The sequence below is a fragment of the Roseivirga sp. AWQ4_251 genome, from assembly GCF_056158225.1.
Genome location: NZ_JBSWSW010000002.1, coordinates 711011 through 733153 on the forward strand (window position 1 = coordinate 711011; position 22143 = coordinate 733153).

Sequence of the window (22143 nt, forward strand, 5' to 3'; positions counted from 1 at the left end):
TAGGTAGTGTGCAGGAATTAAGGAAAAAATTAAAAGAGGTTTTTGGTTACGATGCGTTCAGGGGCAACCAAGAGCTCATCATTAAAAACATTTTGGCAGGGCGAAATACGTTCGTGATCATGCCAACAGGAGCGGGAAAATCAATGTGTTACCAATTACCGGCCATCGTAAGGCCCGGTACTGCGATAGTTATTTCACCTCTGATTGCCTTGATGAAAAATCAGGTAGACCAGATGAATGCCGTTGGCATCAATGCCCGGTTCTTGAATTCAACGCTTTCGAGAACCGAAGTGAACAAACTGAAAAAGGCCACTTTGGAAGGTGAAGTCAAACTTCTCTACGTAGCGCCAGAATCGCTTACCAAAGAAGAAAACGTAGAATTTCTGAAGCAGGCCAACATTTCATTTGCGGCTATTGACGAAGCTCACTGTATTTCCGAGTGGGGTCACGATTTTAGGCCAGAATATAGGCGGATCAAAAATATTATCGATCAGCTGGGCGATCTGCCCATTATCGCGCTAACCGCTACCGCCACACCAAAAGTGCAATTGGATATTCAGCGTAACCTCCAAATGGAAAGCGCTGATGTTTTCAAGTCTTCCTTCAATCGTGAAAATTTATATTACGAAGTAAGACCTAAAAAGTCCATCAAAAAGCAGTTGATCAAATTTCTGAGAGAGAACAAAGGAAAATCAGGCATTATCTACTGCTTAAGTCGTAAGAAGGTAGAAGAAATTGCCAACTTCCTTCAAGTAAACGGCATTAAGGCTCGCCCTTATCACGCTGGTTTCGACCCTGATATTCGCATGAAAAATCAGGATGACTTTTTGAATGAAGAAGTAGACGTAATCGTGGCCACAATTGCCTTCGGAATGGGAATTGACAAGCCCGATGTTCGTTTCGTGATTCACTACGATGTGCCTAAATCTTTGGAGGGCTATTATCAAGAAACCGGAAGAGCTGGCCGTGATGGCTTAGAAGGGCAATGCATCATGTTCTACAGCTACTCGGATATTCTGAAGCTCGAAAAATTCAACAAAGACAAACCCGTTACCGAAAAAGAAAACGCAAAAATCCTTTTGGATGAAATGAGTTTTTATGCTGAATCTGCTGTTTGTAGACGCAAGCAACTCTTACACTATTTCGGGGAAGAATACACCGCAACGGAATGCCGTGAAAATGGCATGTGCGATAACTGTCGCTACGAAAGAGAAGAATATGAAGGGCAAGATTTAGTAAAAATAGCCATTCAAGCAGTAAAGGAAACTGAAGAAAGATTCGGTTTAAATCACTTGGTAAATGTGATTCGCGGTAGCCAAAATCAATACGTTAAAAGCTACAAACACGATGAACTTAGCGTATTTGGAATTGGTAAAGATGATGATGAACACTTCTGGAAGTCTATCATCCGTCAAACCCTGCTAAACGAATTCATTGCCAAAGACATTGAGAACATTGGGCTTCTCAAATTAACAGACAAGGGAAGACTTTTCTTAGAAAATCCTTACTCTGTTAAACTCACCAAGGATCACGATTTTAGCGATGTAGACGAAGATGATGACGCAAGCAATGAGCCATCACCAGCGCAAGCCGCAGGTCAATCTTTCGATGCCGTATTGTTCGATCTTCTAAAAGCTGAACAAAGAAAAGTCGCCAAACAACATAATTTACCACCATACGCCATTGTTCAAGAGCCTTCTTTACAAGAAATGGCCACCACTTACCCTACCACAAAAGAGGCTTTGGCCAACGTAAATGGCATTGGAATGGGCAAGGTGAACAAATTCGGAGCTCCATTTCTAAAAATCATCAATAAGTATGTTGAAGACAACGATATCGACATTGAAGATGTGGTGGTAATCAAATCTGCAGGGTCAAAATCCAAGAACAAGATTTACATCATTCAGCAAATCGATAGAAAAATTGATTTAGAAGAAGTAGCCGAAGTGAAAGGATGGAGTATGGAAGAACTGATTGACGAAATGGAAATCATCTGTTTTTCAGGCACCAAGCTAAACCTCGATTACTACCTAGAGCAAATCATGGACGAAGATCGTGAGGATGAGCTGATGGATTACTTCATGAATGCCGATACGGACAATATTGAAGTGGCTTTAGATGAATTTGAAGATGAAGATGTAACGGAAGAAGACTTGCGACTGATTAGAATAAAATTCCATTCGGAACACGCAAATTAACTACCTTTACCGCTTTACAAAATTCTAGCTTCATGAACATTCTTGTGTTGGGCAGTGGAGGAAGAGAACATGCTTTCGCCTGGAAAATTGCTCAAAGTCAACAGTGCAAAAAATTATTTATTGGCCCTGGAAATGCCGGAACATCAACTTTAGGTGAAAACGTGAACCTAAACGTAACGGACTTCCCTTCTATCGGTCAATTTGTGATAGATAATCAAATCGATTTGGTGGTAGTTGGGCCTGAAGATCCTTTGGTAAAAGGCATTCGCGACTACTTTGCTAAAGACGATAAGCTGAAGCACATTTTAATGGTTGGCCCATCCGCTGACGGTGCTCAGCTAGAGGGCAGCAAGGATTTCTCCAAGCAATTTATGGCTAAGTATGGCGTGCCTACCGCAAAGTCTAAAACCTTTACGATGGACACCCTGGAAGAAGGTTTGAATTATGTTTCGAGCCATCCAAACCCAGTTGTGCTAAAAGCCGATGGCCTTGCCGCTGGAAAAGGGGTTATTATTGCTGAAACCAATGAACACGCCAGAGAAACTTTAAAAGAAATGTTGGTTGATGCTAAATTTGGTGAAGCATCGAGCCGCGTTGTCGTTGAGCAGTTTCTAACTGGAATAGAATTGTCAGTGTTTGTTTTGACCGATGGCACCAACTATAAAGTTCTACCCGAAGCAAAAGATTATAAGCGTATTGGCGAGCAAGACAGCGGCCTGAATACTGGCGGTATGGGAGCAGTTTCTCCAGTTCCATTTGCCACGCCTGAGTTTCTTTCAAAAGTTGATGAGCGCGTAATCAAACCTACAATTGAAGGTTTGAAGCAAGAAGGTATCGATTACAAAGGCTTTATTTTCATTGGCTTGATGAATATGGATGGCGAGCCTTATGTTATTGAATATAACGTTAGAATGGGCGACCCTGAAACTCAATCTGTGCTTGCACGTATTGATTCAGATTTGATAGATCTTTTAGCAGGTTGCGCCAATGGAACACTTGGCGAAAAAGACTTTAAGGTAAGCGATCAAGCAGCCACTACCGTAGTAATGGTTTCAGGCGGATACCCTGGCAGCTATGCCAAAGGAAATCTAATTTCTGGCATTGAAAACGTTAACGAAGCAGTGGTTTTCCACGCAGGAACTAAGCCAGGCTCCAATGGAGAAGTTCTTTCCAACGGAGGTAGAGTACTGGGAATCACCGGATTAGGCGATTCAGTGGAAAAAGCGCTTGAAAATGCTTATAATGGAGTGAACAAAATTGAATGGCAAGATGAATATCACAGAAAAGATATAGGCCAGGATATTTTGCGATTAATTAATCAATAGACAAAACGGCCGAAAGGCCATATTTATATGAGCTGTAGTTGTGGCGTAAGTGTCGATGGGGCAGTCTCGGGCTGTAATAATAACGGAGGCTGTGCAACAGGCGGTTGCAACAAAATGAATGTTTTCGATTGGCTTTCCAACATGGATATTCCAGTGGTTGACACTTTCGATATTTTAGAAGTACGTTTCAAAAACGGAAGAAAAGAATTCTTCAGAAATTCTGAAAAGCTTGATCTCGTTACTGGAGAAGCTGTGATTGTGGATGTACCAAGTGGGCATCACTTAGGTTACGTTTCCATGCAAGGAGAGTTGGTGCGTCTTCAAATGCAAAAGAAGAAAATCGCCAACAACGAAGAGATACGTCAAGTTTATAGAAAAGCTACACTCAAAGATTTAGAAAAATACGATAGCGTTCGCAAACGCGAAATGCCTACCTTATTCCGTACACGCCAGATTATTCAAGATCAAAAGCTGAACATGAAGCTTACGGATGTTGAATATCAAGCGGACAATACCAAAGCCACCTTCTACTATTCTGCCGATGATCGAGTGGATTTTCGTGAACTGATCAAAGTATTAGCAAGCGAGTTCAAAATCAGGGTAGAAATGAGGCAAATCAGCCTTAGACAGGAAGCTGGCAGATTGGGCGGAATCGGTTCTTGTGGACGCGAACTTTGCTGTTCTACCTGGCTTAGCGACTTCAAAAGCGTTAGTACATCCGCAGCCCGCTATCAAAATCTGAGTTTGAACCCTAGCAAGCTTTCAGGCCAATGTGGCCGTTTGAAATGTTGCTTAAACTACGAACTCGAAACCTACATGGAAGCTCTGGAGGATATTCCAGAAGTAACCAAACTGAAAACTAAGGCCGGAGAAGCAAGACTTCAAAAAACCGATATTTTCAGAAAAATAATGTGGTTTGGGTTCGATAGTGAAAATACTTGGCACCCCGTTACTACGGAAAGAGCTGCTGAAATTAAAGCCATGAACGACCGTGGCGAAATTCCTGATTCCTTCACCACAGACACCGTTGAACTGCCTGACCTTAAAGATGGCGGCATCAACAGAGACTTGGAGAAAATGGACGAGAAGTTCAAGAAGAAGTCGCAAAAACAAGCTCAGAACAAAAAGAGAAGAAAGCCAAAACCGAAAGGAAAACCAGGCCAACAACCTCAGGCAAATACTCAAAAGGCACCCCCTAACCAAGAACCAGGTAAAGGGTCAAATCCAAACAGAGGGCAAAAGAGCCGCGGCAGAAGGAATAATAATAGAAGGAACAACGACAATCCAAACCGCAATCCAAAACCATGAAACTAAAATATAGTGCATGTGCTTTGTTGGGTTTAATGTTACTTTTCAATGCTTGTGATCGAAACAAAGTCTATGAAGATTTTCATGACTTTGACGAAGGCGTTTGGAACATGGACAGCATTCCGAGTTTTGAATTCGAAGTAAAGGAAACTACTCCTAAAAAGGTTTTGATCAATGTGCGGAACACCATCGAGTTCCGCTACAGAAATCTTTATCTGACCTATTATTTAACCGATAGTCTGGATAATGAACTGAAATCAGAACTGGTAAACGTCCAACTTTTCGATGCCATTACTGGCAAACCTCTGGGCGAAGGTAACAGCGTTTTTCAGCATGAAGTACAAATCCTACCCAAGTATAGTTTTCCATATACAGGCAAATTCAAATTGAAAATTGCTCAGTATATGCGAGAAGCAGACCTGAAAGATGTTCCTTCGGTAGGACTTAGAATTGAGCAACTAGATAAGTAATCCACGACTAATTATCTTGAGTTGATTCGACTAAACGACCAATGCGCTCTTTTATTTGGTGAATATTTTGCCAATAAGTTCTGCTGTGTACAAATCGATATTTCCATTCTTTCGAATCTAAAAGAAATGGTTTGTACACATAACTATCTTTAATTGTGGAGCTTTCATAAAACCGATTATCATCGGTAAGCAGCAAGGCTTTATACTTTCCACGATATTTTAAAGCTAAGTCTGCAAAAGGCAACTCCTCGGAAAACTTAATGCTGAATTCCTTTTCCATGGCCAAAAGCTTATTCTTCAAATACCAATCTTGGCTAAATTGCTGAGTAACTGAAATTGAAGGTGAATACGATCCTTCCGAAACTTCTTGAGCATATTTCAAATAGGCTTTCAACAACTTCGGCCCTTCGTTTTTCACGTTGGTTACGTTCAATTCTTCAGGCATTAATGAAGTCACCACAATCACCTTCTCTCTTGATCGGGTAATGGCCACGTTGAGTTTATTTTCTCCGCCTGCTGCATTTAAACTTCCGAATTGAAGATTCAATTTGCCTTTTTGATCGCGACCATAAGCGGTTGAAAAGATGACAATATCACGCTCATCGCCCTGAACGTTTTCAATATTCTTAACAAACAACCCATTAATTTCAAGCCCTTGCTCTTCTAATTTATCTTGGATTAAAGCTTGTTGAGAAGCGTTGAAGGTGACGATGCCCAAAGATTTTGAATCATCTTTTTTCTGAAGATTTTTCACCACTTCAATTACTTTTTCAGCCTCAACTTCATTCGACTGTTGATGCCAGACCCCTTCCGTTTTAATAAATTCTATGGCAGGTATTGAGTCATTGATATGATTGAAATGGGGAAGCATCTGAAGCTTTCCTTTATAGAAATACTGATTCGAAAAATCAATTAACGAAAGCGACTGGCTTCTATAATGCCCTTGAAGTTGTACTTTCATTAAATAATTATCGGCCAACTCTAAAAGAGATTCCACTTCAAGTGCGACATCTTCTTCCTCTTCTTCCCACTTGACACGATACAAATCATTTGGTTTCAGCTGTTGGCTATCGCCTGTAATTACCAACTGCTTTCCGCGATAAATGGCTGGCAAACCCTTCTCTGCAAAACACTGACTTGCTTCATCAAAAATCACCAAATCAAAAAGGCTTTCCATAGGGAAAATTGCCGAAACAGATTCTGGTGAAGCCATCCAACAAGGCACCAGATTGAAGAGTTCGTCATAAAACTGAGCTACGAGCTTTCTGAGTGGCCAAATTCTGCGTTTTTTATTCACCTGATGTTGCAAGTCACGGTAAGTCACCATATTATTCAGGCGATTATATTCAGCAGGTTCGTAAGTTTTCTCTCTGGCTTTTTGCAGCAAAATTTGAGCGCTAGAATCCAATTTATCCTGTTCTGCCTGTTGCAAGTCATCTATCATTTGCTCAAACTTGAGCGTAGAAACCGTTCGCAAAATCGGATACTTGCTTTCAATATGATCTATCCAGGCCAAACGAAGGCTATTGTCAAAAACCTCGATAAACTGCTCTGGGGTTTTCGTACCATTTTCCTCAAGCTTTTCTACCACAGAAAGCTGAGCTTTGGTGAATGAACTTTTGATTTGATCTAGTTCGCAAATCGAATCGAAATCACGTTTCAATGCGCGTTTCATTTGAGCTAATTCATCAGGAGAAAGAAGAAGCGCATCGATTTGCCTTGGCAAAATATATTCGTTCCACTGCAATCTCTTCTTCGGCAGTTCCTTGAGCGTGGCGATGATATCTTTTATGCGTGTTCGGAGCTCCTTTGCTGAAAGCTTCTTTACAGGAAAATACTCTTTGAAGTTTGCGAACGAAGCAAAAATGAGCTTTGCCCTAAGAGCGGTTTCCATTTTCTCGAACCACAAATTAATTTCTTGCTTGTTTAAAGAATCAGGAACGCTTTCAATCCAATTAGCTTCCTCCGTTTTGCTTAACTGATGCTGTAAATTCAAGCGATTATCGATTCTCTGATCCAAAATCTCGAAATCAGCCTTATTATCTTCTAAATTATTAGCCACTAGAATACGGGCCAAACGCAGTTTTTCCTTAGAGAATTTCCACTTTAATGATTCAATAAAAGACTTACGAGCACTTGATCTGGCTTTGAGCAAACGCTGAACTTCTGGTATTTCTTGAATGGTCAGGGTCTTTTCAATTCCGGGGCCTTCAAAACATTTATTAATAAGGCTTTTATTGTTTTGAAGCCATAGCACATCGCCATCTTTATTCTGAAGACCGATCATCGGTTTTAGCAAACCATAAATTTCTTCGTTTTTCAGTAGGCCATTGAAATCACGAAGCTTATCCAAATTTTCAGCAATGGTGCGGCAAGTGTCATAGTCTACGTCCTCTTCAATAATTTCACAAACTGCCTTTTCTAAACGTTTGGCTTCTTTCGGAATTTCTTCCAGAAAATCGAGCATTTTCTTCAAGTCTTGGATCTTAAAGCCAGAAAAACTTACTCTTTCGGCCCAAGGATAGCCTTCAGCATTAAATTTTAAAGCATACTGAAAATAGCGGTTCATTCCCTTCTGAAAATTTCCGCTCCTAAAATCGAGTTCTGTATACTCCTGAACTAATGTGATGGCTTCAGCTTCAGGGTCGGAAGTGAGATAAAGTTCCTTCACCGACAAGCCACATTCCTGATCATCAAAGAGCGCAGTTTTATATTCTTCCAGTTCATCGGTAAGATCATCGATGGTACGACTGGCTTGCTTAAAGGCTCTGTCTAATTGAATAGCATCAAGGTTCGTGTTGTTTCTTTTATACTCCGAAAGTCGTTCAATCTGATTGGCAATTTTCTCGTAAATCGCCTTTCTATCATTCTTGAAATCATGCACCAAGGCCACAAAATCCGTGAAGTCCTTATCTTCCAATCGCTGATATACAACATCCAAAGCGGCCCGTTTCTGACTTACCAAAAGAACCTTTTTGCCGCGCGCCATATAGTCGGCAATCAGATTACAAATAAGCTGGGATTTGCCAGTGCCTGGAGGGCCTTGAACCACCAAAGAATTTCCCTTTTTGACGGCTTTGATAGCATTTTCTTGAAAAACATCTTTGCGATAGGGGGTAAAAGTCTCTTCTTCTTTCACCTTATCGAGAAAATATCGGTAAGCATCGAAGTCGGCACCAAAACTGTGCTGATCCGATAGGTTTTTCTGGGCAAAAAAGGCTTCGAGATTATCAACTTTTAAATGCTCCATCATGAAGTCATAATCGGGCATTAAATAGGAATCGGCCTGAGGGAAAATCCCTAAAACTGCTTCAGAAACAAGTTGGAGTTTTCCTGCTTCATATTCCTTTTCAAAACCTGGTTTCGCCCATTCCGAAAAACGATTTAGCTTATCGGCATATATTTCGCTCCCAAAACGAATACTTAAATTGCTATCGTTAAGCAATTCATAAAGACCCGTTCTAAAAGCGGTGCTGTCTTTGGTTAGATCATCAAAAGCCTGATCGAACAATTCTTCATCAAGCTTAATTTGATTATAGTGCGCATAGGCCAGCAAAAAACTCTTATTAAAACTGATGTTGACATCGGTTCTCGGCTTTAGAAGCCACTGATTATCCTCCATTTCCAGCTGAACTGGAAAAAAAACTAGCGGAGCCCTAACAATTGAGCCATCGTTAAATTGACCATGTACAAAAGGCCAACCCACATATAAATCTTTACCCCCACTTTCTTCGAAAAGGAATTGCTCCCTTCTTTTGATTTTCCTCAATCGATTGGCCAACTGATTGGAGCGAGCATCGCGGCTGTCAGAATTCGGGATCAGTTTAATTTTCGATTTCTGAACAATCACATCTTCCATAATTCTGAAAGAAGGATTCAGATCCATATAATCGAAATCGTTAAGGTCGATAAACTGATCTGTCAGCAAACGGAGCAAAACCAAAGAGCGATTATTTGCCGAAAGATTAGTTAACCGCCTAAGGTAGCTCTGAAGAATGTGTTGCATGACTGAATTTAAACATTATCGAGTTTTAGCAATAACAACTGATAAATAATTGACTTATTTATCACCCACTTTGTAGAAGAGAAAAATTATTGAAATGTTCGAAATTATTGTGGGGCTATAAAAAAGATGCCGAAATAAATTCGGCACTATTAATCTTTAAGAAGGGGAATTTTTAAAACTCAGAAAATTACTGCTTATAAACTTTGCCGTCCTTCATTACAAATTTAACGTCTGTCATGGTATTGATATCTTTGGTAGGGTCGCCATCTACGGCAACCAAATCAGCCATTTTACCTGGCTCTACTGAACCATACAAATCGTCTATTCTAAGAAGTTGAGCAGCAACCATGGTGGCTGCTTTTATAGTTTCCATGGCGGGCATTCCAGCTTCCACCATATATACAAACTCTTTTCCGTTTTCACCGTGAGGGAAAACTCCGGCATCGGTACCGAATGCAATTTTAACGCCCTTTTTATAAGCCTTACTAAAAGTTTCGCTCAGTTTTGGGCCTACTTCCAAAGCCTTTGGAACGACAACAGGAGGAAAGAATCCTGGTATTTTTGCTTTATCTACTACAAACTTTCCTGCTGAAATTGTAGGCACATAATAAGTGCCCTTTTTTATCATCAAGTTCATGGTTTCTTCACTCATAAAAGTACCATGCTCAATAGAGGTAATACCTGCTTCAACTGCTCTTCTCATTCCCTCATCACCGTGCGCATGAGCTGCGGAAACCATTCCGTATTCATTGGCCGTTTCGATAACACCTTTCAATTCATCCATTTTGAATTGTGGCCCTTGACCATCTTTAGCTACTGAAAGCACTCCACCCGTAGCCGTAATTTTAATTACATCTGCTCCATTTTTATAGCGCTGGCGAACAGCTTTTCTCGCATCTTCCTCACTATTGATTACCCCATCTTTTGGCCCTGGATCGCCCATTAGATCGTAACGAGCTCCATTGGTTGGGTCGCCATGACCGCCAGTAGTTGAAATGATTTTTTCGGCAGTATAAATTCTTGGCCCTACTACTTTTCCTGCATTAATCGCCTTCTTTAAAGCCACGTTCACTCCGCTTCCTCCTAAATCACGAACGGTTGTGAACCCTGCCATTAAAGTTCTTTCCGCATACATTTGGGCGTTGTATGCAATATCAGCTTCGTTTAATATATATTCTTCTAATTGGGAAGAAGGACTACTTTGCGATTCAATATGAACATGCATGTCCATAAAGCCCGGCATAAGCGTTTTATTTTTTAAATCGATGACCTTATCGTCTTTGCTTGCCTTGGTAAAACCATTTTCAACTGCTGTAATTTTATTTCCTTCAATAATAACAGACACATTGCTTTTCACTTGATCGGATTTCCCATCAATGAGTTTTCCAGCATGAATAATAGTTTTTTGGCTATATGCCGAAACTGCTACAACCAAAAGAGCAGCCATTGAAAGTAGTTTTCTCATGATTTGAATAAGGTTTGGAAGGTAATATAAGCAATATATTTCCGGCCGCTCAAGCTTATTTGTTCAAACACTACTTAGGAATAAGCCGAACCAAATATTGGTCGTTTTCATCTCTTTCTAAAAAATAAACGAACCAGCCAGCCTCATCGGCAATATCATCTAAACTCTTTTCATCCAGATATACCCAATTGAACCAATCTCCCTTTTTGCCCTCATATTCATACTGATAGCTCACCTCTCCATAGTATTTATCTTGAGGCAAAGCTTCGCCTTCATATAAATACCGAATGTCTGAAGTATCAAAAATCAATTGACCTTCAGGCTTCAATAAAGTTTTGGCGTGATCGAGAAAAAGTTTGAAACGGTCCAGCGTACCAATCATACCAATGCCATTCATCAGCAATAAAATGGTATCGAACTTACCTTTATTGAACTGGAAATAATCGGCACAAATGGCGTTCTCAATGCCGTCTTTCTTCATTAAGTCAACTGCCAGTTGAGAGGTATCGATGGCGGTAACGTTCTTATGCATTTGCTGAAGAACCAAGGCATGGCAACCAGTTCCTGCTCCAACGTCTAAAATATCACCATCGGCAATTGAAAGCGCCATTTGCTCCATTTTGGGCATTTCATCATAGCTTCTGAAAAAATACCATACGGGCATTTCTTCAGGTTCGCCATAAGAATTATGAAGCAATAAAGATTGGCCTTCATTTCCATTGTGAAAATCCAGCAAAGCCTGACCGTATACGTCCATTTCACAAAATTACATGATAATCTCAAATAAGGGCATCGTGGATTTTAGCAAATCATATTTCAAAAACAGAACTTTAAAGAACTGAAGAAAGAATAACAGCCTTCAATCAAAACAATATTCTTCACAATTGAGATACAACAAAACAAACCAAGAAAGTGGAGCATGAAAAATGGCGGATTGCGCAACCGTTTACACGAAATATAGGCAGTGTAAATAATAAAAATACGTAAGTAGTTTAACAATCCACACTTTTGTATGTTCAAACAAGGGGAAACAGAAGAGAGTTGAAGTTCAGTAAGTTAGCAATTACAGGCGTACTTGCATTGGGTATGTTGAAAGCAAATGCCCAGCAAGAAAGAAAATCATTCGAGGCGGTTAGGTCGACAGAAAAAATCGCAGTTGATGGTGTAATGGATGAAGATATTTGGTGTCAAACTCCCGTTTTAACCGACTTCGTTCAAAATAATCCCGATCCAGGAGAGCCTGCAAGCCACAAAACAGAAGTGCGAATGCTGTATGATGATGACGCCATCTACATTTACGTACAACTTTACGACAAACAAGAAAATATTTTCAACCTGCTTACCAACCGAGACAACATCGGAAATTCTGATTATTTCGGGGTGAGTTTCGATCCATATAATGCCGGACTTAATGGAGTTGGGCTATTTGTTACCGTGGCTGGCGTTCAATACGATACGCGCTATTCTAACGGAGGTAATGAGGAAGTTTACAGAAACGATGAGTTATGGAATGCCGTGTGGCTTTCGGCCACGGAAGTAACTGAAGAATACTGGGCGGTTGAAATGAAGATTCCATATGCCGTTTTGCGTTTCAATTCGAAAGAAGTTCAGAACTGGGGAATCAACTTTACGCGCCAAAACAGTGGTTTGAATGAAACTTCTTACTGGAATGCCATTGATCCTCAAATCAGTGGATTCTTGAATCAGGCAGGAGAAGTAACGAATATCAAGAATATTGAGGCGCCAATGCGCTTGTTCTTCTACCCTTATGTTTCTACCGTAATGAATCGTTCTACCGAAACAGGTTTTACCGAACCCCAGTTGAATGGTGGAATGGACATCAAATACGGAATCAATGATGCTTTTACGCTCGACATGACATTGATTCCAGATTTTAGCGGTGTTCGCTCCGATAATCAAGTGCTCAACTTGAGCCCTTTTGAAGTTCGATTTGATGAAAACAGACAGTTTTTCACCGAGGGCGTTGAGCTTTTTAATAAAGCTGGGCTTTTCTATTCACGAAGAATCGGATCGACCTTCGGACATAAAAGCAGAAGCTTGACGGAAGAAGAGGAAGTGGTGAGTTCGCCAGTAGCCGCACAATTGTTAAACGCGACTAAAGTTACAGGCAGAACGAATTCAGGTTTGGGCATCGGTATTTTCAATGCTGTAACGGATAAGAACTATATCAAAATAAGAAATATTGAAAGTGGTGAAGAATCGGAGATCGAAGGTGATCCATTAACCAATTTCAACGTATTGGTGCTTGACCAAAATTTGAAAAACAATTCCAGCGTAACACTAACCAATTCAAATGTTACACGAGGAGGAGAAGCCGATGACGCCAACGTAACTGGTTTAAACTTCACCTTTTTTGACAGCAACAGGAACTGGAGAGTTCGTGGTTTCGGAGGTTATAGCAGAATTGCTTCCTTTTCTGAAGGTGCCAAATCCGTAAAAAATGGATATAAATACAGCATAGGCGTTCGGAAAAACAGAGGTCAAGTTCAATATGGAATTGACAGAAATGTGGAAGCCGACACCTGGGATATTAACGATTTGGGCTATTTGAGGCAGTCGAACCAGATAGAACATAGTGCGGATATTTCTTACAATCAATTTAACCCAATTGGAATCTTCAACAATTACCGTTTCAGACTTCGACTTGGTCATGAGCAACTCTACGAACCCAAATCTTTTTCAAGCTGGGATTATAATGTGAATTTCAATGCTCAATTGAAAAGCTTCTGGTGGTTTAGTACGGATTATAGCAGCACGCCAGACTATTCTAATGACTTTTTTGAGTCGCGCGTTTCTGGCTACGTTTTCGAAAGACCATGGAGCCACTCCATACGCTTTACCTTGGATACTGATAGCAGAAAACAATTGAAGTTTGGAGCAAGCGCTAGGTTTTGGAACCGACCAGATTGGGATCAAACAGACAAATTCTTCAACTTTTCTACCCGTTTAAGATTGGGAGATCGTGCGGAAATCAGCCACAGATTAGAAGCAAGCTTAAGAGAAAATGAAAGAGGCTATGCTAGAAGGCTTTATGATGAAAATGACGAATTAGATGCTGTTATTTTTGGAGAAAGGGCTGTTAACAACATTACCAACACCTTCAATTCGCGTTATATTTTCACAAACAGAATGGGAATAACGCTCAGGGTAAGACATTACTGGAGCCGTGTAGACTACCACAAATTCTACGAACTTACGGAAGAAGATCAATTGGTAGATACTGAATACGATGGTGTTAACCCTGATTCAGGCGAGTTGCAGGACAATAAAAACTTCAACACTTTCAATGTAGACATGGAATATAACTGGCAGTTTGCGCCAGGTTCTGAAGTTCGAGCCATTTGGAAAAGAAGCATTGGCACCAGCGATAGCGTTACCGATCTACGCTTTTTAGATAATTTCAATAATACTTGGAATGCCCCAAATGTGGATTCAATCACCATTAGGCTGGTTTATTTCATCGATTATCTGAACATTAAAAATCTGTTTACAAAAGGCTAATTGAAATTTTGGGCTTGAGTAGTTACCTTTCTTGCTAAAGCAGAAAAACCATTAACTACCTCGCCCATTTATACCTTTCAGGCCCTAACACCAAAATTGCCATTGGCAACTTCTTAGGCGATTTCATTAAAGGAAATCAATACGAATTGTATGAAACAGAAATTGGCAAAGGCGTAATTCTGCATCGGGAAATCGATCGGTTTACGGATAGTCACGAGATTGTTCTTCAAAGCAAAAAACGCCTTTCTGAAAAATACCGACATTATTCAGGTGTAATTGTCGATATGTTTTACGACCACTTTCTGGCTCATAATTTTCAAGAATTTCATCAAGAAGATTTAAAAGCATTTTCTGAAAGGCATTTTGAAGAATTATTGAAATTTCAACCTCAAATGCCGCCAAAAGCCCAACATATGTTGCCTTATATGGTTGAAAATAATTGGCTGATGGGTTATGCTCAACTAAAAGGAATTCACAGAGCGTTAACCGGCATGTCGAGGCGAACTAAATTTGATTCGAAAATGGATGAAGCGGTTCAGGATTTAACTAGGCACTACGAAGAATTTGAGCAGGAATTCCGAGCCTTTTTCCCCGACATTGTAAACCATATTAGTGAATTCAGAGAAGATTTGATTAATTCGTAGCCCCATGATAATTTCAAGGCCTAAGCGTCAAACCATCTTTTCCCTTACAGTTTTTACAGTAATTTCTGTGCTGGGAGCTCTCTATTTTATGCGCCAAGTATTGGCCGATCCAAACGGATTTTGGCGAATTGTAGCACTGGTTTTTCTAGCCATTATTAGTTCTGTTTTGCTTTATAAACTGATTTTCAATTATAAAGTGATCAAAATCAGTCACGACAAAATTCATGTGTATTACCCTTTTCGATTTTTCAAATCGGTTCAAGATGTTTCTGAATTGGGCGCATGGCAACAAACTGTGATCAAAACCAATAAAACTGAATACAAGGAGTTGAAGCTGGTTTTTAACAACAAAGGCTATGTTAAAATCGCTAATCAAGAAAACAGCGATTACGACAAAGTTTATAAATACGTTAAGCGAAAAGCTGCTAAAAAAGAAGTGAAAGAATAATGTTGAAAAACGCCCTTTATGTAGCCATAGGCGGAGCTTTGGGTAGCGCACTGCGCTACTTAATTCAGGCATCGCTTCATACAAAGTACCCGGCAATGTTTCCTTATGGAACCTTTGTGGTGAACGTTTTGGGCTGTTTCATCATCGGGATTTTAATGGGGCTTCTAGGACAAAATAAACTGGTTCCTCCCCAACTGGCTATGATGTTAATTGGTGGTTTTTGCGGTGGCTTTACTACTTTTTCGACCTTTGCTTACGAAAGCAATACACTTCTTCTGGAAGACAAGCCCTTTCAAGCTATTCTCTATATTGGTTTGAGCGTAGTTGCAGGCATGACAGTAGCCTATTTGGGTTTCAAATTAGGAAGAGGGTAAGCCCAAAGCCTACCCTCAGATATTTTTAATGACTCCAATCGTAAGTATCAAGCTTTTCTAAACAAGCAATCAGCAAATCAATAGAGGCTTGGATATCATTTTTGTTAGCCATTTCTATTACCTGGTGCAAGTGGCGAGTAGGAATTGAAACGGCTCCTGAAATCGCTCCGTTTTTACCCATACGCTGAACACCTGCCGTATCAGTACCGCCCGCAGTTAGAATTTCAGGTTGCCACATAATGCTTTCTTCAGTTGCCGTTTTCTTCATAAAACTCACCATTCTATAATCACAAATGGTAGAAGCATCCATGATCTTAATCGCGGTTCCTTTGCCCAATTCGGTAACTCTTTCGTGAGGCTGAGCACCGGGCAAATCAAACGCAATGGTTGTATCCAAGCCAAAACCGAAATCAGGATTGATGGTGTGAGCTGAAACATTGGCACCTCTTAATCCCACTTCTTCTTGCACAGTAAACACACCATAAACGTCATATGGATTGTTTTTCAGGTTTCTCAAAGCTTCTATTAAAATGAAAACCGAAACTCTATTGTCTATGGATTTACAGTTTACGCATTCGCCCATTTCAATTAATTCGCGTTCTCTGGTAATTGGGTCTCCTATAGAAACCACCTTTTCAACTTCATCCTTCGACATACCCAAATCGATGAAATAATCTGAAGTTTTGGCTACTTTCTGGCGCTCTTCGGCCGACATAACATGGATTGGCTTACTGCCCATTACACCAATTACATCTTCTTTACCATGAATAATTACACGCTGTGCCGTGAGTGTTTTTGGGTCAAAACCGCCTAAAGTATGGAAGCGAACAAAGCCACCTTCATCAATGTGAGTTACAATGAAACCAATTTCGTCCATATGAGCGGCCACCATGGCCTTTTTCCCCTCAGGGTTGTTCACGCCTTTTTTAACAGCGATCACGTTGCCCATATTATCTACCGAAATTTCGTCTACCAAAGGAGTAACTTCTTCAATCACCATGTCACGAACTCTCTTTTCGAAACCTGGAGCTCCAGCAACTTCACAAATACGTTTTAATAGGGATACATTGATGCTCATATGATTAGTTTTTAAATGAAAATGAATTTACCCATTGAGGTAAGGAAATGCTAAAATAAGCCGATTCTAGGACAAGAAAATACAGAAGTAGATTTAAAGATCTTCGGCAATGGTAAAAACCACGGTTAGCGAATAAGCAGCTGGGGTGTAAGCAATGGTGGGTGTAAGTTTGTAATCGATGCGAAAGCGATGGGTAAAGGCATTATTACGAGAATCTCCAGGAGCGTTTGTTCCCATTCCGCTGTTGGTTAAAGGATCGTCCGCGCCACTTCCTATGATATAAACTGGGTTAGAATGATCTTGTAAAGGAAAAAATGAGGTTTGTTGAGAAGTTCCTCCAGGGCTTGTTGCCCGAAGTTCAAGGATAGAAATAGGCACAACATTAGTGCCTCCGCTGGAATATGCATTTAGCAAATCCCACTGGCCAGGGGTTGTAGTTTGAGCCCCAACGTATAAATCCCATTCTACAGAAGATTCAACCGTAAATTCAGTGGCTCCGGCCAATACTACACCATTATTATACTGCTTTATGGTGTTAAACGTAAAATTGAGGTTGGTCCCACGCGTGATAGTAATATCAAGGGTTTGAGACCACAAAGAGGTGCTAAGGGTGACCAGAAGTATAAAGCAAAAGCCTCTTAACATACAATTTTTCGCTAGATATATCAAAAGAGGTAGCAATATGCTACCTCTTTTACCAATCAACATAAATCGAACTAACTTATTTACTACGTCTTAGTAAATAATGATTTTTCTTATAAATCTTCTGCTAATGTGTAAATAACATTCAAGCCATAGTAACCAGCTTGGTACTCAGCAGTAAGAGTTGGAATAATTCTGTAGTCTACTCTGAAGAAGTGAGAATCAGGAGTAGTCAAGTAGCTACCTGCAGCAATACCATCACCAGCAGCAACAGTACCAACGATATCCAAACGAGTATCAGTTAAAGCAGTGAAGTTAGTAAGTGCAGAAGAACCAGCACCATCGATAACTCTAAGCTCTAACAAAGTAGAAGGAACAGTTGAAGTACCAGCGCTAGAGAAAGCTTGAAGCTGAGCCCAGTTAGAAGTTTCAGCTTGAACATAAAGATCCCAAGGCACAGTAGACTCAACTCTCAATTCAGTTACGTTAGGCTTAATAATACCATTTACGTAGTTAGGAATGGTGTTGAAAGTGAATTCTACGTTAGAATCAGTAGCTAAAGTAAGGTCAAGCACACCTTGAAGATCCATAGCTACATAAACGAATTCATTGTCGTCCGGAAGGACTTGAGCATTGGCTTGTGAAGCGAATGCAAAAGAAAGAACTGCCATTACAGCAAGCGCTCTCAGTTGGAACACTTTTCTCATTTGTCTTAAAATGTTTAGGTTAAAAGTTTGTCACGTGAATATATATATTTATAATCATATATAAAATCATTCACATGAAATTAATACTGGTTTTTCTAAAATTTTATGGGATTAGAATCCATTAAATCGATTTCGTGGCGAATGTTCTACAGTGATATAAATCATTTTCCTTTTTCTGGTATTGTAATTTCGATTTCGGCTGCAGCCATTTCATCCCTACTGCCATAATCCATCACACCAAGCACTGAATATCGGCCTGGCGCCAAATTATTTGGAAGTGTAAACCGAACATCTCGGTTACTGGCAGGAAGAACTGTGAAATTCTGAGCTTCTAATCGTAAAGTCTCTCCATTGGAAAGATTGGTAAGTTCAACATAAGAGTTACACCTCAGAAAGGTTTCGCCTACATTACGAAGCTCCAGATTGAGTTCGTTGTTTTCAAAAGAAAAATCAACCACTTCACCTCTGGAAACACTTGCATTTGGAGGCGTTTGAAATACATAAACTCCAAAACGGTATGCCTGATTTAGGTTTACCACAAGTCCATCATTCCCCTTTTGTTGGGCCTTTTTCTCCTCAGCAATTCTAATATATGCCACCGACCAGCGGGCCATAAATGCCGAAGAGTCTTGAGGAACATCCATCACCAGAATTACTTCTTGCTGTTCGCCCGGAGCTAATTCAAAGTAAGCAGGGTCGGCACTGAGCCACGAAGCACAAGATCTTTCCATTTCTCCTTGTTGAAGAAATTTACTTTTTCCGGCCCTGGTGGCATCAAAATCTCCAAAGTCTACCTGAAAAGCGTGGGTTTCGTTTGAATTGTTGGCTACAGTCACCTTTCCCCTTTGGCTTCCCCCTGGCGCAACCTTAAAGTTTAACCGGGTTGGCGAAGTAGAAATTTTTTGAGCATAGCCATCCAAAGCGGATAACAGCAGCAAGCCTATGCATGCTCCTCTCATTATTGCTTTGACGTAGTCAAGTCTAAGTTCAACTTTCATTTTAGTATATTGATTGGTTTTATTCTTTATTATCGAATTTCTTAATATTCAGTGATCTGGACTTTTCAATCAAATAGAAAGTCACCTGATAATTCACTTTAGAATTATTGATATTTATGGTATAGCTGTTTTGAGCAAACTGAAACTGCTTGTCGACAGCCTGTTCGTTTACCCGAACCGTGTACAATCCATAAGGCACATACAAATAGAATTTTCCGTTCTGATCTGTTAGGCTAGAAAATGTACCTCCACGCCCATCATTCATTGTAACTCTGATTCCGCTCAAGTCCATTCCTTCTTCAGAAAGGGCAGAATATTGCGCCTGCTGCAACAGAATATTTCCGCTTACTTGCACACCCTTTTTCAGAGGCACAAATACAGTTTTATCACTATCGAGCAACGCAGATTGGGCATCTCCTTTGAACCAGCCTTCTTCATTTGTAATCAAGTTCGACTGAATTTTGTATTCGCCCTGAGCCAAATTTTTGAAGATTACGCTTCCATCTTCATTCGTCATTAAGGTCGCATCTTGAACCGTAATGAGTGCATTAGGCACAAAATCTTCACCTTCATCCCTCACATTGTTTCCGTTCAAATCCTTAAAAACCACCACTTCTAACTCGTGCACCTTGCTACCAGGCCGCTTAATATTGAAGGTCTTTTTTATGCTAAAGCGAAGCATAAACTTGGTTTGGGAATACGTGTTGTACACTCCATTTTCAGTCGGGTTGGCCGTTACCAAAGGACTTTCGCCCTGATTTATGCTGAACATTTCTGTGGTAATGGCATACTGAAATCCACTCTTTGAAAAATAAGTTAAAACGGGACTGAAGTTGGTTCTCACCCTCGCCAAAACCGATTCATAATTGAGGTTAATCATAGGGCGAACGGTCATATTCAACTTACTGAAGTTGAGCGTAGCGTAAGCAGAAAAAAACAAGCTCTGGGGAGTAATGCCGTCTTCCACAACCCTTAAATTATCGAGCACATTATATGGGCCATAATAATAGCGAGCCGTGGCATTTAGGTTTTTGTAGCGCAGCGTGTTTTCCCATCGCGCCACCAAATATGGATCAATATTATAGTCCAGCGCTTTGGTAAAACCTGCATAAAAACGGCTGAAAATCTTTACATCGGTACTCTGGTTCGAACTGAAAAGCAGCCCGCCTCCCGCAGTAAAAGCTCTCAATCCGAGTACTTCATCATCGTGAATTCTTGGATAGAACACATAATTACCCGATTCAGTATTCAAACCATATTGAAGTTCGTAGTAATTACGCTTGTACTTCCTCACAGTGAAAAGTTGCCCTTTGCTGTAAATTTCAGGGCTTCTCTCGTTCACATTTACCCGAACGCCCAAATATTGCCCATCCTTATGCGGGTATCGAGCATTCAAAGTTAAAGAAGAGGTTCCTCTGTATTGCGACAAGTAATTAGGGCTATTCATCCGAACTTGAGAAGCAATATTTACCCCTAGAATTTTTGCGCTATACTTAGCACCAACACCAAAACCAGTGGTAGAAAACGGATTTGTACTTTGCGTGTGTCGCTCAATGCTATAGCCCGCATTCACCCTTAGTAGCTGGTTACCGGGAAGCTTAAGGTTGGCATCTGAAGTCACCAGATTTCCATGAATATCATTGAATTCATCATGCCTATCAACCGCTTCCAGCTCCAATTGAAGAGCCTTCTTATTGGTATAGCTCACGCGAGCCCCCAAATTGGTGAGCTGCATGTTGAGGTTGGCATTTTGCTGTCTGGTAACATAAATTCCGCCTACTTTTATTTTACCAAAACTGTAACTTCCCTTTACTCCTGTTCCATTTAGTAGAAGCTCCATGTTGTCTCCAATATTTCCGATCGAAGCCTGGTATTTAGGCGTATTGTACTGCAAAAAGCGATAAGAGCTGAGAAACTGAGTTCCTACCAAAGGGCTACTCGAAATGATAGTTTGGTAGTAATAGCGGAGGTTTCGAGCTTCTGAAAATTCCACATCTCCCGAAAGGTCTAAACTGAAATTGGTAAACTGAGACAATAAATTATACGAATTGAACTGCAAATTTATCGGGATTGAGGCCGTACCCTCCTTGTTCTCTATGTCCTTTACACTTCCAATTCGGAGCAAATTGACCGTCCCTCCAGAGACGTTGGATTTAGGTGAATTATCACGAACCTGAACTTGGACTTTATAATTTGCCTCGGCAATCTCACGATCAACCATAGGCTTGCTGTTAAAGAAGTTGTTCTCCTTCTCATCTTCCCCATATCGAGCAAAAATGCGGATTGTAGTATCGGCCCCAACAGGCATATGCAATGAAAAGGCATTTTCGGCAAAAGCATTTCCTTGCCTATCTATCACCTTAATCTTTGGACTAGGCAAAAACACCACGTAAAGATCTTCGGCAGAATTACCTTGATTCGTGAAGTTCACCCTAAAACTTGTGGTATCACCTTCAGCGGGGAAATACACTGAATTCTCTAAAACCGTAGCCCTCCATCGTGAAACTCTTGAGACTTCAAGCCCCCAAGGAGTACTAGCCAGCGGAATGTTTTGAGTAGATACAGCAGAAGCATTGACAAAATAAGAAACATTGCCTTCGGCATTCTTATCAGGTAAAATTCTAACTGGAATGAAAGATGAATCGCCCGCGGCAACTTCAAAAACAGTCTCCCTGTCCAAAAGGCTTGTCCAGCCAGCAGGAGAAGAAATATCTAAGGTATAAGAAATTTTGCGTCTGGTGTTGTTATTAACCTTGAGCACATTGGACGCAACTTGACTAACCGATCCGGAGGTGGTCGGTTTAACAAAGGAAATGGTAAAACCATTTTCCGGTTGATTGCTTTGCCCCATGGTTGGTGAGCCATAGGAAAACAACAACAAACAAATCACAGCAATAGGGAGAAAACTCCCAAATCTGAGATAGCAGTTGGCCACGGTGTTTCTTAGGTGTTAGGTAA

The 22143-nt window shown here is 40.5% G+C and carries 16 protein-coding genes; 8 read left to right on the plus strand and 8 right to left on the minus strand.

Features of this window, described 5'->3' with window-relative positions:
* Positions 1-8 precede the first annotated feature (8 nt).
* From recQ to ACXACJ_RS17335, 4 genes are read left to right on the plus strand one after another with little or no spacing between them, the layout of a single operon-like run.
* Positions 9-2198, plus strand: coding sequence for a DNA helicase RecQ (gene recQ, locus ACXACJ_RS17320; protein WP_475135671.1), 2190 nt, complete (start codon positions 9-11; stop codon positions 2196-2198).
* Between the two features lie 32 nt (positions 2199-2230).
* Positions 2231-3523 (plus strand): phosphoribosylamine--glycine ligase, encoded by a 1293-nt coding sequence (gene purD, locus ACXACJ_RS17325; RefSeq protein ID WP_475135672.1) that lies wholly within the window; start codon positions 2231-2233, stop codon positions 3521-3523.
* A gap of 27 nt (positions 3524-3550) precedes the next feature.
* Positions 3551-4831: a PSP1 domain-containing protein gene (locus ACXACJ_RS17330; RefSeq protein WP_475135673.1), complete on the plus strand. Its 1281-nt coding sequence runs from the start codon at positions 3551-3553 to the stop codon at positions 4829-4831.
* On the plus strand, positions 4828-5301 hold the full coding sequence (locus tag ACXACJ_RS17335; RefSeq protein ID WP_475135674.1) for a gliding motility lipoprotein GldH: 474 nt from the start codon (positions 4828-4830) through the stop codon (positions 5299-5301). The genes ACXACJ_RS17330 and ACXACJ_RS17335 overlap by 4 nt, the downstream gene beginning before the upstream one ends.
* A 7-nt stretch (positions 5302-5308) precedes the next feature.
* On the opposite strand, the gene ACXACJ_RS17340 is transcribed toward ACXACJ_RS17335, so the two are convergent.
* The 3 genes from ACXACJ_RS17340 to ACXACJ_RS17350 form a co-directional block, all read right to left on the minus strand.
* A complete protein-coding gene (locus ACXACJ_RS17340; RefSeq protein WP_475135675.1) occupies positions 5309-9307 on the minus strand; it encodes an AAA domain-containing protein in 3999 nt (1332 codons plus the stop codon).
* Positions 9308-9494: 187 nt separating this feature from the next.
* The gene (locus ACXACJ_RS17345) at positions 9495-10772 is read right to left on the minus strand and encodes an amidohydrolase family protein (RefSeq protein WP_475135676.1); all 1278 of its coding nucleotides are present in this window, start codon (positions 10770-10772) and stop codon (positions 9495-9497) included.
* 70 nt (positions 10773-10842) lie between these two features.
* Positions 10843-11529, minus strand: coding sequence for a class I SAM-dependent methyltransferase (locus ACXACJ_RS17350; protein WP_475135677.1), 687 nt, complete (start codon positions 11527-11529; stop codon positions 10843-10845).
* A gap of 284 nt (positions 11530-11813) precedes the next feature.
* Here ACXACJ_RS17350 and ACXACJ_RS17355 point away from each other — a divergent pair, with 284 nt between their 5' ends.
* From ACXACJ_RS17355 to crcB, 4 genes are read left to right on the plus strand one after another with little or no spacing between them, the layout of a single operon-like run.
* Positions 11814-14294: a DUF5916 domain-containing protein gene (locus tag ACXACJ_RS17355; protein WP_475135678.1), complete on the plus strand. Its 2481-nt coding sequence runs from the start codon at positions 11814-11816 to the stop codon at positions 14292-14294.
* Positions 14295-14344: 50 nt separating this feature from the next.
* On the plus strand, positions 14345-14938 hold the full coding sequence (locus ACXACJ_RS17360) for an acyl carrier protein phosphodiesterase (protein ID WP_475136794.1): 594 nt from the start codon (positions 14345-14347) through the stop codon (positions 14936-14938).
* A gap of 4 nt (positions 14939-14942) precedes the next feature.
* A complete protein-coding gene (locus ACXACJ_RS17365) occupies positions 14943-15386 on the plus strand; it encodes a hypothetical protein (RefSeq protein WP_475135679.1) in 444 nt (147 codons plus the stop codon).
* The gene (crcB, locus tag ACXACJ_RS17370) at positions 15386-15760 is read left to right on the plus strand and encodes a fluoride efflux transporter CrcB (protein WP_475135680.1); all 375 of its coding nucleotides are present in this window, start codon (positions 15386-15388) and stop codon (positions 15758-15760) included. Before ACXACJ_RS17365 ends, crcB begins: the two co-directional genes overlap by 1 nt.
* A gap of 25 nt (positions 15761-15785) precedes the next feature.
* Here crcB and ACXACJ_RS17375 read toward each other — a convergent pair whose 3' ends face one another.
* The 5 genes from ACXACJ_RS17375 to ACXACJ_RS17395 all read right to left on the minus strand — a co-directional run bounded on the left by ACXACJ_RS17375 (position 15786) and on the right by ACXACJ_RS17395 (position 22036).
* Entirely contained in the window at positions 15786-16838 is a 1053-nt protein-coding gene (locus ACXACJ_RS17375) for a M42 family metallopeptidase (RefSeq protein ID WP_475135681.1), read from the minus strand.
* A gap of 93 nt (positions 16839-16931) precedes the next feature.
* Entirely contained in the window at positions 16932-17483 is a 552-nt protein-coding gene (locus ACXACJ_RS17380; protein WP_475135682.1) for a hypothetical protein, read from the minus strand.
* A 110-nt stretch (positions 17484-17593) separates the two neighbouring features.
* Entirely contained in the window at positions 17594-18187 is a 594-nt protein-coding gene (locus ACXACJ_RS17385) for a hypothetical protein (protein WP_475135683.1), read from the minus strand.
* A 161-nt stretch (positions 18188-18348) separates the two neighbouring features.
* Positions 18349-19185 carry a fimbrial biogenesis chaperone gene (locus ACXACJ_RS17390; protein ID WP_475135684.1) on the minus strand — a complete coding sequence of 279 codons (837 nt, stop codon included), beginning with the start codon at positions 19183-19185 and terminating at the stop codon, positions 18349-18351.
* A 19-nt stretch (positions 19186-19204) separates the two neighbouring features.
* Positions 19205-22036, minus strand: coding sequence for a hypothetical protein (locus tag ACXACJ_RS17395; protein ID WP_475135685.1), 2832 nt, complete (start codon positions 22034-22036; stop codon positions 19205-19207).
* Positions 22037-22143 lie beyond the last annotated feature (107 nt).

What these genes read in the sequence shown, in the direction of transcription:
- ACXACJ_RS17345 (WP_475135676.1), bottom strand. Translation starts at nt 10,772, where the DNA reads ATGAGAAAACTACTTTCAATGGCTGCTCTTTTGGTTGTAGCAGTTTCG.
- ACXACJ_RS17395 (WP_475135685.1), bottom strand. Translation starts at nt 22,036, where the DNA reads ATGGGGCAAAGCAATCAACCGGAAAATGGTTTTACCATTTCCTTTGTT.
- ACXACJ_RS17330 (WP_475135673.1), top strand. Translation starts at nt 3,551, where the DNA reads ATGAGCTGTAGTTGTGGCGTAAGTGTCGATGGGGCAGTCTCGGGCTGT.
- crcB (WP_475135680.1), top strand. Translation starts at nt 15,386, where the DNA reads ATGTTGAAAAACGCCCTTTATGTAGCCATAGGCGGAGCTTTGGGTAGC.
- purD (WP_475135672.1), top strand. Translation starts at nt 2,231, where the DNA reads ATGAACATTCTTGTGTTGGGCAGTGGAGGAAGAGAACATGCTTTCGCC.
- ACXACJ_RS17365 (WP_475135679.1), top strand. Translation starts at nt 14,943, where the DNA reads ATGATAATTTCAAGGCCTAAGCGTCAAACCATCTTTTCCCTTACAGTT.
- ACXACJ_RS17335 (WP_475135674.1), top strand. Translation starts at nt 4,828, where the DNA reads ATGAAACTAAAATATAGTGCATGTGCTTTGTTGGGTTTAATGTTACTT.
- ACXACJ_RS17375 (WP_475135681.1), bottom strand. Translation starts at nt 16,838, where the DNA reads ATGAGCATCAATGTATCCCTATTAAAACGTATTTGTGAAGTTGCTGGA.
- ACXACJ_RS17385 (WP_475135683.1), bottom strand. Translation starts at nt 18,187, where the DNA reads ATGAGAAAAGTGTTCCAACTGAGAGCGCTTGCTGTAATGGCAGTTCTT.
- ACXACJ_RS17350 (WP_475135677.1), bottom strand. Translation starts at nt 11,529, where the DNA reads ATGGACGTATACGGTCAGGCTTTGCTGGATTTTCACAATGGAAATGAA.
- ACXACJ_RS17390 (WP_475135684.1), bottom strand. Translation starts at nt 19,185, where the DNA reads ATGAAAGTTGAACTTAGACTTGACTACGTCAAAGCAATAATGAGAGGA.
- ACXACJ_RS17380 (WP_475135682.1), bottom strand. Translation starts at nt 17,483, where the DNA reads ATGTTAAGAGGCTTTTGCTTTATACTTCTGGTCACCCTTAGCACCTCT.
- ACXACJ_RS17340 (WP_475135675.1), bottom strand. Translation starts at nt 9,307, where the DNA reads ATGCAACACATTCTTCAGAGCTACCTTAGGCGGTTAACTAATCTTTCG.